General features: G+C 48.3%; 13 protein-coding genes. 11 read left to right on the forward strand and 2 right to left on the reverse strand.

The window, feature by feature from the left end; genetic code table 11:
• Positions 1–5: 5 nt before the first annotated feature.
• From acrB to ACTNEN_RS03510, 6 genes are all read left to right on the forward strand, one after another.
• Positions 6–806, forward strand: a complete 801-nt coding sequence (gene acrB, locus ACTNEN_RS03485) for an acryloyl-CoA reductase electron transfer subunit gamma (RefSeq protein ID WP_441204688.1) — start codon at positions 6–8, stop codon at positions 804–806.
• A 34-nt stretch (positions 807–840) separates the two neighbouring features.
• Positions 841–1,947: an acryloyl-CoA reductase electron transfer subunit beta gene (gene acrA / locus ACTNEN_RS03490; protein WP_441204689.1), complete on the forward strand. Its 1,107-nt coding sequence runs from the start codon at positions 841–843 to the stop codon at positions 1,945–1,947.
• Positions 1,948–2,116: 169 nt separating this feature from the next.
• Positions 2,117–2,986 carry a phosphoribosylaminoimidazolesuccinocarboxamide synthase gene (locus ACTNEN_RS03495; protein ID WP_441204690.1) on the forward strand — a complete coding sequence of 290 codons (870 nt, stop codon included), beginning with the start codon at positions 2,117–2,119 and terminating at the stop codon, positions 2,984–2,986.
• Positions 2,987–3,259: 273 nt separating this feature from the next.
• Positions 3,260–4,411, forward strand: coding sequence for a low temperature requirement protein A (locus ACTNEN_RS03500; protein ID WP_441204691.1), 1,152 nt, complete (start codon positions 3,260–3,262; stop codon positions 4,409–4,411).
• A 121-nt stretch (positions 4,412–4,532) separates the two neighbouring features.
• Positions 4,533–5,654 (forward strand): metallophosphoesterase family protein, encoded by a 1,122-nt coding sequence (locus tag ACTNEN_RS03505; RefSeq protein WP_441204692.1) that lies wholly within the window; start codon positions 4,533–4,535, stop codon positions 5,652–5,654.
• Positions 5,651–7,792, forward strand: a complete 2,142-nt coding sequence (locus ACTNEN_RS03510) for an ATP-binding protein (protein WP_441204693.1) — start codon at positions 5,651–5,653, stop codon at positions 7,790–7,792. The genes ACTNEN_RS03505 and ACTNEN_RS03510 overlap by 4 nt, the downstream gene beginning before the upstream one ends.
• 180 nt (positions 7,793–7,972) lie before the next feature.
• Here ACTNEN_RS03510 and ACTNEN_RS03515 read toward each other — a convergent pair whose 3' ends face one another.
• Both ACTNEN_RS03515 and ispE read right to left on the reverse strand, forming a co-directional pair.
• Positions 7,973–8,701, reverse strand: a complete 729-nt coding sequence (locus ACTNEN_RS03515) for a GntR family transcriptional regulator (protein ID WP_441204694.1) — start codon at positions 8,699–8,701, stop codon at positions 7,973–7,975.
• Positions 8,702–8,704: 3 nt separating this feature from the next.
• Positions 8,705–9,583 (reverse strand): 4-(cytidine 5'-diphospho)-2-C-methyl-D-erythritol kinase, encoded by an 879-nt coding sequence (gene ispE / locus ACTNEN_RS03520; RefSeq protein WP_441204695.1) that lies wholly within the window; start codon positions 9,581–9,583, stop codon positions 8,705–8,707.
• Between the two features lie 244 nt (positions 9,584–9,827).
• On the opposite strand from ispE, the gene ACTNEN_RS03525 reads away from it, so the two are divergent.
• The 5 genes from ACTNEN_RS03525 to ACTNEN_RS03545 all read left to right on the forward strand — a co-directional run bounded on the left by ACTNEN_RS03525 (position 9,828) and on the right by ACTNEN_RS03545 (position 17,427).
• Positions 9,828–10,505 (forward strand): TetR/AcrR family transcriptional regulator, encoded by a 678-nt coding sequence (locus ACTNEN_RS03525; RefSeq protein WP_441204696.1) that lies wholly within the window; start codon positions 9,828–9,830, stop codon positions 10,503–10,505.
• 2 nt (positions 10,506–10,507) lie between these two features.
• Entirely contained in the window at positions 10,508–11,680 is a 1,173-nt protein-coding gene (locus ACTNEN_RS03530) for an efflux RND transporter periplasmic adaptor subunit (RefSeq protein WP_441204697.1), read from the forward strand.
• Between the two features lie 20 nt (positions 11,681–11,700).
• Positions 11,701–14,796 (forward strand): efflux RND transporter permease subunit, encoded by a 3,096-nt coding sequence (locus tag ACTNEN_RS03535; protein WP_441204698.1) that lies wholly within the window; start codon positions 11,701–11,703, stop codon positions 14,794–14,796.
• Positions 14,797–14,876: 80 nt separating this feature from the next.
• Entirely contained in the window at positions 14,877–16,067 is a 1,191-nt protein-coding gene (locus ACTNEN_RS03540; RefSeq protein WP_441204699.1) for a TolC family protein, read from the forward strand.
• Positions 16,068–16,197: 130 nt separating this feature from the next.
• On the forward strand, positions 16,198–17,427 hold the full coding sequence (locus ACTNEN_RS03545; protein ID WP_441204700.1) for a hypothetical protein: 1,230 nt from the start codon (positions 16,198–16,200) through the stop codon (positions 17,425–17,427).
• Positions 17,428–17,616 lie beyond the last annotated feature (189 nt).

Raw genomic sequence — 17,616 nt, forward strand, 5'->3', positions numbered from 1 at the left:
CGGACATGAGAATTTTTGTATGTGCTAAGCAGGTTCCGGATACATCAGGCAAGGTTGCGGTTAAGGAAAACGGTACTTTGGACCGTGCTTCCATGGCAACCATCACCAATCCGGATGATATGAATGCAGTCGAGGCTGCACTGGAGCTCAAGGATGCTACAGGCTGTCAGGTCACGGTTGTTACCATGGGACCACCTCCAGCGGCAAGTATGCTTCGTGAGCTGATTGCAATGGGTGCAGATGACGGCATTTTGATTTCCGGACGCGAGTTTGGCGGATCCGATACATTCGCAACCTCTCAGATTATCGCCGCAGCACTCCATCATGTAGGCATCGGCAAGGATGATATTATCTTCTGCGGACGGCAGGCAATTGATGGTGATACTGCTCAGGTTGGTCCGCAGATCGCGGAGAAGCTTGGTCTTCCACAGGTAACCTATGCTGCAGACATCAAGAAGGACGGAGATGTATTAAAGGTAAAGAGAATGCTGGAGGATGGCTATATGGAGGTCGAGGTTAAGACTCCATGTCTGATCACCTGCATTAAGGAATTAAACAATCCGCGGTATATGACAGTTAAGGGAATCTTTGACTGCTTTGATAAGCCTATCACGGTACTGGATTACAATGCGTTGAAGGATGAGCCTCTGATTGAGCCGGATACCATCGGACTTAAGGGCTCCCCGACCAATATCTTTAAGTCATTTACACCGCCTCAGAAGGGACAGGTAGAGATGCTTGAGGGTGGAGCTGAAGAAGCGGCCAAGGCGCTTGCCGCTAAGCTTGCAAAAAAGCATGTAATCTGATGGCTATACACGGGTAATACAGAAAGGAAAAGATATGGCTTATAATAGTGCAAATATCGAGGAATTTCATGATATCTGGGTTTTCTGCGAGCAGCGTGACGGCAAGCTTCAGAACACAGATTTTGAATTGATCAGTGAAGCCAGAAAGCTCGCAGATCAGAGAGGCTCAAAGCTTGTTGGTGTACTGCTTGGCGATCATGTCGAGGGTATTGCCAAGGAGCTGGGTGGATATGGTGCAGATAAGGTTATTGTTTGCGATGATCCATCCCTTAAGGTTTATACAACAGATGCATATGCTAAGGTGCTTTGTGATGTTGTCATGGATAAGAAGCCTGAGGTGCTGCTGATTGGTGCAACGACCATCGGACGTGACCTTGGACCGAGATGCGCAGGCAGACTCCATACCGGATTAACCGCTGACTGCACACATCTGGATATTGATATGAACACGTATGTGCAGTTCCTGCGAGATGCTTCGACAATAGATGTAGATTCTCAGAACTTTGATATGGCAGATACCAATCTTAAGATGACACGTCCTGCATTTGGAGGTCACCTGATGGCAACCATTATCTGCCCGAGATTCCGTCCGTGCATGTCTACTGTGCGTCCGGGCGTTATGAAAAAGGCAGAATTTGATCAGGCAAAGGCAGACGCATGCGAAGTAGAGATGTATCCGGTGCACATTTCCGCGGATGACCTTAAGACCAAGGTACTGGAGGTGGTAAAATCCACCAAGAAGACAGTGGATCTTGTAGGTGCAGATATCATTGTTGCTGTTGGTATGGGTATCAGCAAGGATGTGGAAAAGGGTAAGAAGCTTGCCGAGGAGCTTGCCGAAGCACTTGGCGGTGGTGTTGTAGCCGGTTCCAGACCTACGATTGAGAACGGCTGGCTTACCGAGGATCGTCAGGTTGGTCAGACCGGTAAGACCGTACATCCTAAGATTTATGTGGCACTTGGAATTTCCGGTGCGATCCAGCATAAGGCAGGTATGCAGGACTCAGATCTCATCATTGCTGTGAACTCCAATTCTGCGGCACCGATTTTTGAGGTTGCGGATTATGGTATTGTCGGAGATCTCTTTGATGTGGTTCCCAAGATGATTTCCGCAATCAATGAAGCCAAGACTGCAGAATAAGGTGAGACAAATACCCTCCATAAATTATTCAAAATTGTTCTTTAATAAAGTATCGTAAAATTTTTGTTGTGAACTTGCCAAAAAGTTTTATACTAACGATGACGGTAGCCTGACCGTTACGGGAGGGCATGATACTAAAGATGCAACATGATACATGGAGGGTATTCCAATGACTGAATTTAAGCCTGTTAAGGAAGGTAAGGTTCGTGAAATCTATGATCTTGGCGATCAGCTTGTAATGGTGGCAACAGATCGGATTTCTGCATTTGATGTCATTCTCAACAATCAGATTACGGATAAGGGCAAGGTGCTGACGCAGATGTCCAAGTTCTGGTTTGATCTTACCAGGGATGTGATTTCGAATGATCTGATCTCTGTAGATGTTAAGGATATGCCGGAGTTTTTCCAGAATGAAAAATTTGAGGGCAGATCCACTCTGTGTAAGAAGCTTACCATGATCCCGATTGAATGTATCGTGCGCGGCTATATCACCGGATCCGGATGGGAAAACTACAAAAAGGATGGAACCATCTGCGGTATGAAGCTGCCGGAGGGACTGGTAGAGTGCCAGAAGCTGCCGGAGCCGCTGTATACTCCATCGACCAAGGCTGAGCTTGGAGATCATGACGAAAACATCAATTTTGAGCAGTCGATTGATGTGCTGGAAAAGGTTTTTCCGGGACGCGGTAAGGAGATTGCTTCCAAGATTAAGGATGCAACGATTGCCGTATATAAGAAGTGCGCGGATTATGCACTTTCCAAGGGCATTATCATTGCTGATACAAAGTTTGAGTTTGGTCTTGATGAGGATGGCAATGTCATTTTGGCAGATGAGGTGCTGACCCCGGATTCTTCCCGCTTCTGGAGACTGGACCAATATAAGGAAGGACAGGGACAGTCATCCTTTGACAAGCAGTATGTAAGAAACTGGCTGAAGGCTAATCCGGATAATCATGCGACACTGCCGCAGGAGGTTGTTGACAAGACTGCGGAGCTCTATCGTGAAGCATATCATATGCTGACCGGCAAGACGCTTTGATCCTAAGCTTTAGGGTGAAACTGCTTTAGCTTCTTTGTACGGAACTTATAGTAATTTAAATACCAATTTAAAACATAAATTGCAATTTTTTAAAACGCGCATTTTTAAAAAGTGAGGGTGGGGATACCTGCTCTCATTTTTTTGTATTTTATAAAATGCCATGATTGAAAAGCGTCGATTTCCAAAGTATAGTGTTTTTGTAGATAGTATCGGGCGTTTCCCAGCTTGATCGGGATGTGCCTGTCCAGGATGCGTTAAGGGGGATAATACACCATGGATCAGGGCAAAAAAGTCGAAAAAAAGGTTGAGTATGTCGAGCTTTTTTATGATCTTATTTTTGTATACAGTCTGCGTACGATCAATGCGCTATTTCATGACGTTGAGGGCTTTCCACCGCTGGGACTGATTGCTACTTTTTTATTTTTAACGGTAGTCATCCTGCAGGTCTGGTACAATACAACCATGTTTTTTAACCGTTATGGGCGGAAGTCACTGCGTGATTATATCAGTATTTTTATCAACATGTACCTCCTGTACTATATGGCGGATGGAGCCAACAGTGAGTGGCTGAATCATTATATCCGATACCATGGAGCATGGGGACTGATTATGCTGAATCTTGCGTATCGTAACTGGGATAAGATGTATTTCGGCACACATCTTGACGAGCTGGATCACCGGATCCTCCGGTCCAATTGTACTACCATGCTTGTGGAGGCGGTAATTATCCTTTTGTCCATACCGATCCATCAGCTTACCGGAATCGTTGTTTCGCCTGTGGCACTTATTTTTGGTTATATAGCCAAGGCTCTGGAGCACAGGCTCTATCGGCAGCGGTCTGTCGACTTTCCGCATCTGTCCGAGAGATGTCTCCTGCTTGTGATTCTTACCTTTGGAGAAATGATTATAGGCATTTCCTCATTTTTTACAGAGCAACAAAGCCTGATCCATAACGTCATGGCGTTTCTGATTGTGATCGGTATGTTCCTCCTTTACGGCTTCTTTTATGATAACGTACTGGATCATAACCGTAATACATCGGGACTTGGTTATCTCACGATTCATGTTGCTCTGATCCTGGCGATTAACTCTACAACCATTGCCCTGGAGCTTGTGGCAAGGGCTTCGGAGGGGATGGTGGAGTTTCAAAAGTCGCTGTTTCTTGTGCTGACTATGGCTGCCTACTACTGCCTGATTCTCTTAACGGAGCAGTACTGCAAGCCGGCGTTCCATAAAGACGGACAGTTTATCGGTATTGTGTTCAGCATCCTTCTGATGTATGCCCTGTTTATGCTGCTGGGCGGCCATAGCATGATTGTGGGAGGACTGACAACCATTATCATGGTGTATGGAATTCTGATTTTTGCAATTCATACGCACAAAGGACGTTTAAAAAAGCTTCAGTTCGGTGGTTATCTGGAGTAATCCGGTAGAGCTCCGGCAGGGCGTGTCTTAGGAGTCATCCGGTCGACCTTGCCACGCTAAGTAAAGCATAGTATAATCAAGTACAAATGTTTGCATGATGAGCGAGGCAGGAATTATATTTATGAAACTGATTCATACGGCGGATCTGCATCTTGACAGCAGGATGACGGGAAACCTTACAGAAGAACAGGCAGAGGTGAGACGACAGGAGCTGCTTCATACCTGGATGTCTCTTATGGAGTATGCCGGGAAGTATAAGGTACGTGCAGTTCTCATTGCCGGAGATATGTTTGATTCTGCGGCGGTGAGCCGTACTACGATGCAGACAGTGCTGGACTCGATCCGGCATCATCCGTACATTGCCTTCTTTTATCTGAGAGGAAATCACGATGAGGACAGCTTCTTAAATCTCCTGGAGGAGAGGCCTCGCAATCTCTTTACGTTTGACAGAAAATGGAAAAAATACCGGCTTTCGGACAGGATTGTCATTGCAGGACGGGAGCTTCCGGAGGAGATGCCGGAACCGCTCGCAGACGGACTTGTCTTGCGGAAGCCGGATTGTAATATTGTCATGCTGCATGGAGAAGTAACGGAGTATCATGCAGGCTCCGGCGCAGGCGCTCAAGTTAAAAACGTCTCGGCGCCTCGGATTTCTCTTACGGATTTAAGAAACAGAAATATTGACTATCTGGCGCTTGGACATATCCATCAGCCCTGTGAGGGACAGCTTGACGGGAGAGGAACCTGGTGCTATGCCGGCTGCCTTGAGGGACGGGGATTTGATGAGTGCGGCAGCAGAAGCTTTGTGCTTCTTGATGTAAACGAGACCTCCGGAGTTATGTCTCGTCAGAGAGTGGATATCGCGTCCCGTCATTACTGGTCGTTGAATGTTTCCGTTACCGGGGATGAAACGAGTGAAGCCATGGCAGGAAGCATTCGCACGGCACTGATGCGTCCTGAATATCAAGAGCGGGATCTCTATCAGATTACGCTTACGGGTGAGCTGGAGATGGATGCGGATAAAAATATGACCTATCTTAGGACGGCGTTTGCGGGGAGAGGCTTTTTTGTCAGAATCATGGATGAAACAAGGTTATCTCTGCACCCGGAGAGGTTTCAGAATGACAAGAGTCTTAAGGGGGAGTTTGTGAGATCGGTTATGGGAGACAGCAGGCTTCCGGATGACGCCAAAGCAGAGGTGATTGAGATGGGAATCCGCCTCCTGAGAGGGGAGAGCCTATGAAGCTCATCAGTTGTCATATTGCAAATTTCGGGCGGCTCCATGATCTGGATCTCTCCTTTACGGATGGACTGAATACCTATCTTAAGGAAAACGGTGCCGGTAAAAGTACGCTTGCCGCGTTTATCCGGGTTATGTTTTACGGTCTGTCCGGTGAGAGGAAGACGGAGGAAAGTGAAAATGACCGGAAAAGATACATGCCCTGGCAGGGAGGTGTGTTTGGTGGTCAGCTGACATTTACGACACGTACTAAGTCCTATCGTATTGAGAGAGTCTTTGGAGAGCGTAAAAGCCAGGACCGGTTTACGCTTTACAATGCGGAGACGAATCTCGCATCTCAGGATTATACGGAAAATATCGGAGTGGAATTATTTCAGATGGATGAGGAATCATTCCGTAATACAATTTTTATCGGGCAGCAGGCAGTGGCATCCTCTGTGACCTCAGATATCCATGCAAAGATCGGAAATGTGGAGGCGGATGCGGATGATATGGGTCAGTATGCCCGGGTTTCCGCGAAACTCAGGGATGAAATCAACGCCATTTCTCCGAACCGGCGTACCGGAAGCATCTTCCGGCTAAGGCTTGAGCTTGAGAAGATCGAGGGGGAATTGAAGCCGCAGAAGGAGCTTGAGGCACGGATGGAGCATGCCGGCAGCACGCTTTGCAAGGCGAGAGAGCAAAGTATTAAGCTAAGCCGGGATATTGAGGAAATACAAAGACGCTTCCAGGCATTGTCCCGGTATCAGGACCTGGCGTCTGAGAAGGCGCAGTATGATCGCATCCGGGAGGATATCGAGGAGCTTCGTGCGGAGCTTGAGTCAGATCTTGAGAGATGCTTTAGCGGTGCGGATTCTGAAATGTCAGAGGAGGATAAGCTCCGGCAGGCTTCGATTGAGCTCAACCGGCTTACACAGACATTTGAACATGGATTCCCTACAGAGGAGGATCTCCAACGAACGGAAAAGGAGCTTCTCAGGGTCCGTTTTTTAAATGAGAGAGAATTAAAGCTCCTGCAGGAATATAAGCATAGTCCCGGAAAAAAGCTTTCAATCTATCGACTGCTGCCTGGCGTACTCCTTGTGATGGCGGGCATTGTGCTGCTGGTTCTAACGTCTCAGCCTATGCCGGGAGCTCTGGTACTGGGCATAGGTATTGTATCCATGCTTTTTGGAGCGGCTTCTCATCCTGCTTCCGGAGTCAATGAAGATATTTCGGAAAGAGAAACCAGGATTTCCCATGAGATTGCACGGCTCAATGGCAAAGTCAATCGTTTCCTTGGCGGGTTTTATCCGGATTTTGACTATCCCGGGGCAGAACAGGAGGAGCTTGAAACGGGAGACACCGGGGAGGATGAGCTGGAAAGGAGGCATCCTAACCGCTTTGTACTGCTGCGTAAGCTTGGACGCGATCTGATCCGCTATCATCGGCTGAGTGACCTGAATGTATGTGAGCAGAAGCTTTACCAGAAAACAAGAGAAAGGGATTCCTTTGAGGAATCGCATGATGTATCGCGCTATGCCGGGCTTAAAAAGCCTGCAGGAGAGACCGAATCGCTGGCAGGACTCAGCAGGATTCTTACCGCGACGACGGAACAACGGAATCATGCAGCGGATGTGATCCGTGCCGCCGGGGGAGAGATCACAGAGCTTCAGCAGAGGCTTACGGAGCTCTCGGAAAAGGAAAGGACATATCAGGCAAAGAAAGGAGAGCTTTCAGAGCTGGAAAAGCGATATGCACTGCTGGTGCTTACCCGGGATCATCTTGCGGCTGCCAAAGAGAAATTCTCCGGAGCATATATGGAACCCCTGATGCAGGCATTCCGGAAGTATTATCAGATGATGACCGGGAGTGAGGATGTGCCATACCGGATGGATGCGGATTACAATCTCATACTGATATCTGATGGAGCAAGCCATACGACATCGACGCTAAGTGATGGCTGCCAGGACCTTGTGTCTATCTGCCGCAGGATGGCATGGATCGAAGCGATGTATCCGGAGGAGCATCCCTTTATCCTGCTGGACGACCCGTTTGTCAATCTGGATGAGGATAAGCTCAGAAGGGCAATTCGCTTTTTAAACTGTATTGCGGAAGAGTATCAGATTTTGTATTTTACCTGCCATGAAAGCCGACGGTAAAACAGGAAGCTACAGGTATAAGCAGATATAAATCTTAATATATGCATAGATACAGACCGGCTATATGGGATCAACCGGTGAAACGTAAACTACTGGCGCTGGAGATGCATGTGATACAGTAATCGTAATAAATTAAGCCCCCCTGGCGGACAAAATATCCGCCGGGGGGCTTTACGATTATTATGCTTTTTTCTGTGTATGGGTTCCGGCTTTGGATTTGGCGGATTCATCCTCATCCTCGCCTTCCTCGAGATTTCTGGATACGGTCATTTCCTGATTATCAATATGCTCTTTCATTAATGCCTTGGCACGGATAATATCCCGAAGACGGATTGCTTCCAGGATTTTTTCATGCTCGGAAATGAGTGTACCGCGTTTTGCCTCGTCTTTAATGTATTCCAGGCGATACCGGTACATCTGCTCCCGGAGATTATTGATCATCTGCACCAGCTTTTTATTTCCGGATGCATTATAAATGATGTCGTGATATGCCTCGTCTGCCTCTGCAATCTGCATTTCATTGCCACCGGAGCTGACCACCTGCTTAAAATGTGCCTCCGCTTTACGGAGACTCTCAAGCTCCTCGTCCGTGATCCGCTGGCAGGCAAGATCCGTGGCAAGCTCTTCCAGAGCGCCGCGGACCTCCAGCACATCCTGCAGAGACTTGTGCGAAATCTTGGCAACCTCGGCACCTTTCCTTGGGATCATCAGGACCAGACCCTCCAGCTCCAGCTTCCGGATTGCTTCCCGGATCGGGGTTCTGGAAACACCGAGCTTCTCTGCAAGCTGTATTTCCATCAAACGCTCACCGGGCTTCAGCTCTCCCTTTAATATCGCCTGACGCAGGGTATTAAAGACGAGATCCCGAAGCGGGAGATATTCATTCATATTAACTGTAAAATCACTCATTTTTCACCTCCAGGGTTCAGTGAGATATACCTGTTTTGCAAGCTCACGGTCTTTACCAAACCGGAGCGATTCATAACACAGCTTGGCTTTGGCTGCATTGTCAAAAATGCCAAATACCGTTGATCCGGAGCCTGACATCATAGAGTTAAGTGCGCCAAATGACAGCATTTTTTCTTTCAGCGCATCGATTTCCGGATAACTTCTGGATGTAACGGTTTCCAGGATATTTCCCATATTGTCTGCAACCGCTTTTAAGTCCTGTTGCTCCAGAGCTGTGATCACACGGTCTACATTGGGGTGCGCTTCCGGAGGAAGCTCGGAAACATGGAGATTTGTATACACAAGCTTGGTGGAAACGGAAATGCCGGGCTTTGCAAGCACAATGGAACAGTGCGGAAGCTTCGGAAGGGGAGTCAGGATTTCTCCAATCCCCTCGGAGAGCGCGGTCCCGCGCATGAGACAAAACGGTACATCCGCACCCAGGGTTACGCCGCGTGCCCGCAGCTCCGCATCCGTGAGACCGAGACCAAACATCCGGTTCATACCATAAAGGACGGATGCGGCATCTGTAGAGCCTCCTGCCATGCCGGCGGATACGGGAATCACCTTTTTCAGATCCAGTCGTACACCATCCTCAATGTGAAACTCATCCATGATAAGCTTTGCCGCCTTATACATGAGATTGTTTTCGTTTACAGGCAGAAAGGAAAGATTGGTGTGAATCTCGATCCCCGGCCTTTTGGTACGATAAAGATCAATGTTATCATGCAGCTTTACCGTCTGCATGATCATGCGGACATCATGATAGCCATCCTCACGCTTCCTGAGTACATCCAGGGAAAGATTTATTTTTCCATAAGCCTGCAGCTTTAGTAATTCCATATGTGTCTCCGTGATCATCCTGACAAAGAAACTGTCGACTGTATACAATGTAAAGGCTAGATTGTATTTTATAATAAACATAAGCAAGAATCAAGTGCTTGTTGACAGGGTGACAGATTGTCACTATACTGTAGAAAGTCTCAGAGTGACAGGGTGTCACTTTTGCGCAGGCAGTTTTTGGTCCTGTGAGGCATCTGTAACTAAGACATTATTTTTAGCACATGATATATGAGGGAGGAAGTTCATGCCGTCAGAGCGGTTCATGAAGCTGGATGAGGAAAAACGCCAGCGTATCATCAAAGCTGCGAGGGAAGAGTTTTCTAAAGTGCCTTTTGAGGAAGCTTCGATCAATCAGATTGTCAAAGCTGCCGGGATTTCCAGAGGATCCTTTTACACGTATTTTGAAGATAAGAGAGACATCCTGGCGTATGTTTTAGAGGATCTGGATGAAAAAAATGAAATTTTGAACAGAGAGCTGCTGCTTAAATTTCATGGCGATTTCTGGAAAGCGGAGAAAGAGTGGATACGCTATATTGTAAGCATTCGCGAAACAACCGCCGTAAAGGAAAGTCTTAATATGTTTCTGGAAACCGGAAATCTCATACAGCTTAATGCGCTCCGTTCCAGAGAGCAAAGAGAGGAAAAAATCAATAAGGAGCTGGACTGGCTGCTGGACCATATTAGTCCGGACTGTATAGATCTTACAAAATCGAGAGAGGCGCTCAGGGTGTTGTTCCAGTATGTGCGGCATATCGCAGGGATCTTCCTGCTGCAGATTCTTGCGGACCATGAGCATGCAGACAATCTGATGCAGGAATTTGACATTTATCTTGACTTTGTAAAATATGGTGCTGCGCCTGGAATCAGGGCTGCGGCTTTACAGAAGATGCATGTAGAGTATAGAGATGGTGAGGAGTTATAACTATGAAAAAGGGATTTAAAATTGCAGCAGCTGTGGTTGTGATTGCTGCTGCAGCAGGACTTATTTTTACGAGGATCAATAAACCAAAGGAGGAGCTGCAGACCAAGGAGCTTCCGGCAGTCACATTAACACAACCCTCCAGCGGCAGCATTGCCAGTGAGGAATCGCTCATCGGCTCGATCCAGCCATCGGATACCTATTATGTTATGCCTAAGGTTGCCGGAGAGCTCCTGGAGGTCTATGTCTCCAATGGAGATACGGTGAATGCAGGCGACCCGATTGCACGCATTGATGTCAAGGATCAGCTGGATGCCGCCGAGATTCAGCTCTCGGCAGCGACTTCACAGCGGGACAGCGCCCAGGTGCAGGCCAATACAGCGACGGATGCATTAAACCGTATGACACCGCTGTATCAGGCAGGAGACATCTCCGCGCAGGAGTATGAGAGCACACAGGCACAGGCAACAGCCGCGCAAAATGCAGTAAAAGCGGCGCAGTCCAGTGTCGATGCCGCACAGCTTCAGGTAAATAACCTTAAGGACTATGCTACGGTCACAGCGCCGGCGGCAGGAACCGTGCAAAATACGGCAATGACAGTCAATGCCACGGTGGCGCAGTCTACGCAGCTCTGTATGATTACCGGCACAGGAGCCAAAACCGTGGATTTTAATGTCACAGAGGAAATGCTTAACAACCTGGAAATGGGCAGAGAGGTTGTGGTCGAGAAGCAGGGCTCCGAGTATCATGGAGCCGTCTCGGATATTGGATCAGTGGCGAATGCTCAGACCGGTCTGTTCCCGATTGAGGCAACGCTTACGGATGCCCAGGCACTGCCGGACGGAACCTCCTGTAAGGTGCGGGTTACGGCAGAGCAGCATGATAATACCATGCTGATTCCGCTGGACTGTGTTTTTTACGCAGCAGGAGAGTCCTATGTTTATACATATGATGAAGCTGCCGGCGAGGTACATAAAGTGGTAATTACCACGGATCTCTCGGATGATAAGAATATCGAAGTCGCGGACGGACTCAACGGATCGGATAAGATCGTTTCCAGCTGGACCGATGAGCTCTATGACGGTGCCAAGGTCCGGATTATTGATGAAAATGGCAATATTATCGGAGGCGAAACAGACGCTTCCCGAGAAGCGGCAGAGACGACAGCAGCGCAGTAAGCAGGAGGCAGTATAAAGGTATGGAGAAGTTAACACAATTCACCTTGCGAAGACCGGTTACTACCTTCCTGGCGGTCCTGTCTCTGGTGTTTTTTGGATTCATGGCGATTATGAACTCAAAGCTTGAGCTGATGAGTTCGATCGATATGCCCATGATGATTATTACAACCACCTATCCGGGCGCATCACCGGAGGATATTGATAAGCTGGTGACAAAGCCCATCGAGGATGGTGCAGCCGTGCTTTCCAATGTAAAGGAAATCGGTTCCTATGCGATGGACAACATGTCGATGGTTATGGTTCAGTATAACTATGGCACAGATATGGACCAGGCATATGATGATCTTAAAAAGAAGATGGATTCCATTAAGGCAGATCTCCCGGACGATGCTGGCGATCCGAGCTTCCTGGAAATGAACATCAACGATCAGCCATCCATGTATCTTGCGGTAAATAACCCTTCGCAGGATAATATGCTGAATTATGTGCAGAATGAGATCGAGCCGGAGCTTGAGAAGTTGTCTACAGTGGCATCGGTTGATACCTCCGGCGGACAGGCAGAGTATGTACAGGTGCAGCTGATTCCGGAAAAGATGGCGCAGTATCATCTGGATATGTCCACCGTGGCACAGATTGTCGGCGCAGCCGATTTTACCTATCCGGCAGGTACGACTGGTGTAGGCTCACAGGATCTCTCGGTTTCCACCGGCGCGGATTATGACAATGTGCAGGACTTACAGAATATTCCGATTATCACCGGAAACGGCAATACGATTTACCTTAAGGACATTGCCATGGTCAAGCTGGCACTTCAGGACAAGACCGCGATCGGACGCTACAACGGTTCCGATACGATCATGCTTTCCATCACCAAGACCCAGTCTGACTCGGCGGTGACACTTTCCAAGGACGTCATGGCGGAAATCAAGGCTCTTGAGGCGAAGGACGCAAACCTCCAGATCGCCGTCATTCAGGACTCTGCAGACACCATTACAAGCTCCCTGAACTCGGTGTTCCAGACGATCATCATGGCAGTTATCATTTCCATGGTCATCATCTATATATTCTTTGGCGATGTAAAGGCATCGCTGATTGTAGGTACCTCAATCCCACTGTCGATCCTTGTAGCGCTCATCTGTATGTGGGCGATGGGGTACTCACTGAATACCATTACCATGTCGTCTCTCGCACTTGGTGTTGGTATGATGGTGGATAACTCTACGGTTGTCCTGGAGGTATGCTTCCGTGCGATGGATCATTACACGGATATCAATGGATCCTCCCGTCGCAGGGCGGCGATCGAATCCATCAAAACGGTTGGTGAATCCGTTATGGGTTCCACCATTACGACCTGTGTCGTATTCCTGCCGCTTGGCTTTATGCATGGTCTTTCCGGACAGTTCTTTGCGCCGCTCGGTTTTACGATTGTGTTCTGTATGATTGCCTCACTCCTTTCCGCAGTGACGATTGTACCGCTCTGTTATGTGATGTACCGTCCGACGGAAAATACCAAGGCGCCCGCATACCGTGGAGTGCGGATTTTGCAGGATGGCTACCGCTCCATTATGGACCGGCTTCTCAACCATAAGGCGCTGGTTATGGTTACCTCTGTGGCGCTGCTGATCTTATCTTTTGTACTGGCAGGACAGCTTCGTTCCGAGCTCATGCCACAGACGGATGAAGGTACGGTGGCGATTTCTGTGGAAATGCGTCCCGGCTTAAAGATCGAGGAGCAGGACAAAATCCTTAAGGGGATTGAGGACCTGGTAGCCGCCGACCCGGATACAGATAACTATATGGTGAGTGCCGGTGGTTCCGGGCTGCAGTCTATGGTGAGCGGCGGTGGCAGTTCGGTAACCGCATATCTTAAAGATGACCGCGCGATGTCGACAAAGGAGAAGGCGGATCTCTGGAGGAAAGAGCTGGATGGTACGCCTAACGCGGTTATTACCGTACAGTCCCAGAGTATGATGTCTACGATGTCCACCAATCAGGAGACGTATCAGACCATCATCACAGCGACAAACTATGATAAGCTGAAACAGGCATCCGATGCCATTGTATCGGACATGCAGGGCAGGACTGACGTTACGGCAGTGCATTCCACGATGGAAAATGCGGCACCGCTGGTTAAAGTCCATGTAGATCCGGTGAAGGCTGCAGCCGAGGGGATCTCTCCGGTGCAGGTCGGACAGCAGTTAAATCTCTTACTTTCCGGTAAAAAAGCCATGACCATGCAGGTGGACGATCAGGATGTGTCTGTCATGGTTGAGTATCCAAAGGATGAATACAATAACCTTGAGAAGGTCAAGGACATTTATCTCTCGACGCCGACCGGTGCATCGGTAAAGCTTGAGGATCTTGCGGATATCGGCTTTGAAGATTCACCTGCGACCATCCAGCGTGATGACAGGAAGTATCAGGCAACGATCACAGCAGATTATACAACCAGCGCAGATGCCAGGACCAAACAGACCATTGATGAAGAAGTTATCAAAAAGCATCTTAATAATGAAGTAAGCATTGCAGAGAACTCGCAGATGAGGATGATGAACGAGGAGTTCGGCGCATTGGGAATGGCGATTGTTATTGCCATCTTCCTGGTATTTGTAGTCATGGCGGCGCAGTTTGAGTCGATGAGATTTTCACTCATGGTTATGACCACGATTCCATTTTCCCTGATCGGATCGTTTTTCCTGCTTTGGATTGTAGATTCACCGATTTCCATGCCGTCCCTGCTTGGATTCCTGATGCTGATCGGAACGGTAGTTAATAATGGTATCCTGTATGTTGACACAGTCAACCAGTATCGCATGGCGATGCCGATCCGCAGGGCTTTGATTGAAGCCGGTGCGACGAGACTGCGTCCGATCCTGATGACAACGCTTACTACGGTTGTATCCATGGTGCCGATGGCAATTGGATTTGGTAAGAATGGAGCAATGATGCAGGGTCTTGCACTCGTGGATGTGGGCGGACTCACGGCTTCCACCATTCTTGCGCTTCTGATGCTGCCGGTGTATTACTCGGTTATGAATCGTAAAAAGAAAAATATTTCCAGGGATGTACCGGACCCCCGGATATATGCAGGGGAAAAATCCGGAGCAGGAAAATAAACGCAGACTCTCCGCTGAGAAGGCGTATATAGACTGGACCTACTCCGAGGGAGAATAAATGTTAGAGGAGTGCATGTAATATGAAACATCATTTCAAATATTTTACGCTGCTTCTTGCGGCAAGTATGATACCGACAGGGATAGCTTATGCTGCATATCCCAACACTTCCATGACGCCGCACCAGAGCTCTGTGGAGCAGGCGAGAGATGCGGCACAGTGGGCAACGCTCCGCGACAATAAAATCGAGTGGGGAGAGCTGCAGGATCTGGTACGCGAATACAATCCGACGGTTTCCTCACTCTGGCTGGATTTCAGAGAGAGCCAGAGCCGTGGTAAATATAACATTGATTATGAGGACGTACTGGATCAGATCCAGCAGTCATATGATGCGTCTATGAATGCTGCCAATAACAATGAAATCCTGGAGGCGTACGCCAATCTGCAATATGAGACCAGTACTACGGCACAGGGGGTGGACACCTCGGCGCAGGCGACCGATGAGCAGGCAGCAGAGCTCTCTATCCGGCAGACGGAAAAAACCGTGACAGAGCAGATTCGCAAAAGTCTCATCAGTATTTATACGACGGACCTGCAGCGACAGATGGATCAGCTGACGGCGGACCATGCTGCGTCACTCTATGAGATGCAGAAACGGAAGCTAAGCGTCGGCCAGGCAACGCAGCTGGATGTGCTGACAGCCCAGGAAACGATGCAGAGCGCCCAGGCAAAGCTTACAAGCGATCAGACACTGGCAGACAAGACGAAACAGCTGGTGCTTGTGAACCTTGGCTGGAAATACAATGACAACCCGGAAATCTGTGCGATCCCGATGGTGACAGAGGAAATGCTGTCCACGATGGATCTTACCAAGGATACACAGACGGCACTTGCTAACAATTTCGCTATCCTGATTAATGAAAGAAAAATCGCGGTTTCCTCTACAGATACGCAGATCGGGTCTCTCAGCACAACGGTGGAAAATGAAAAGGAGAGCGTCCGCTCGGATATGATTGCCCGCTTTAACAGCGTGAAGAGCGCCAAAAACTCTCTGGATCAGGCAAAGCTGTCCCTTAGTAACGCCCAGGCAGCACTGGATAAGGTGAAGCGAAGCTATGCAACTGGTGCCGCAAGCCAAAGAGATCTGGAAACAGCAGAATATAATGCCAATGTCGCAAAGCTTACCGCAGATATAGCGGACTACTCACTTGTAACAGAGTATTATGATTATCTTGCCGGTCGAGATGGGATCGCGACAGCAGATGCATCCTGAGTGATTTCAGCATGCTTGCCACGCGGGATAAGGGTGGATCAATATATTTTGTTTAAGTAAAGCCTGATGCGGGAGGGATCCGCATCAGGTAACTTTTATAGATCTTTTATAGATAGAGAAAGGCTGAAATATGGCTAGAAGCAAGGTGGAAAGAAAGCGGCGAATGCTGCAGATCGCGGCGGGAGCGCTTGCCTTTTTGATGCTGGTGGGCACAGTTGCATCGGCAGCATTGGCAGAGGAACGCGTCTCCGGCTATAATCTTGAGGATAATGTAATTGAATTTAATGAGGTTCAGGATCTGGTAGGTAAATATAGTATCCTTGCCAAGATGGAGGACAGTCTGGTTCAGAACATGACGTCTGGCTTTGATGATGTGAATGCGGCATACCGGGACACCTACCGGGATACCAAGGATCAGTTTGACTCCGCCATTGATGATCTCAAGGATCAGAGAGACAATGTAACAGATACAGACGTAAAGAAGATGCTGGACGAGCAGATCCATGAGATGAAACGCGCAAGAGATACCGCGCTTAACGATATTGAGGATGAGCAGGACAAGATTTCAGATCAGAAGGATGCAGCAGTGCGTGCCATAGCCAACGGATCCATCTATAATGGAAAAAAGTCCATGACCTACGGGATGCAGACAGCAATTTTTTCCTATAAAAATCTGGAGCTTACACAGAAGCTTCTCAATCAGCAGGTGCAGTGGTATCAGACACAGTACGATAAGCTTGTGAAACAGCAGGCACTGGGAGCGGCAACAGCGCTGGATGTCCAGGGCGCAAAGCTGAATCTTACGGGCGCGCAAAATAACCTGGACCAGGTCAATCAGGGTCTGGACGCAATCCGGAGAACCGTAGGAGTAAACCTCGGATGGAATGCGCATACATATCAGAACATTACCTTTGGAGATTTACCAGTTTATGATCTCGGATATGCAGACACGAGAAACCTGGAAGCAGATATTAAGTCGGCAATGCAGCAGAATTATGCGTATGGGCAGGCGCTGCGTATAAAGGACAAGAACTTCACCAGATGGGATAAAAAGGAAATTACGATAGCATCCACGGAGCAGGAAATCCGGATTTCCATGACCAATCTGCTTGCCACAGTGCGTCAGAAACAGACGGAATATCAAAATGCCGAGACCTCCAAAGAGCTTGCAAGACTTAAAAAGGAGCGTGCTGATCGTATGGATGCGGCAGGTCTTGTGGGCAGATCCGATTATGAGGCGCTGCAGCTGGATTACATCAATAAAGCGAATGCAGTGGAAACCGCCAGGATGGCGTATCATCAGGCGGTTTTTAATTATGAGTCAGCCGTAAACCTTGGCATTATGACGCTGGGAACCTGAGACAGGAGATTCCCGTAGATGAGATGTTTTTTGTGAACCATATCCTTTTACGGATATTATCCGGATATGGAGTATAGGAGATGTCATTTTTCCATGCTATAATACAGGCGACCGCTTCGGAAACAGGAAATACTTGACACTGTTTTTGTTTCCGATTACAATAAAATCCGAAATGAGAACATACGTTTC

The sequence above is a fragment of the Oribacterium sp. HCP28S3_H8 genome (genome assembly GCF_052064775.1).
In the GTDB taxonomy this organism is placed as follows: domain Bacteria; phylum Bacillota; class Clostridia; order Lachnospirales; family Lachnospiraceae; genus Oribacterium.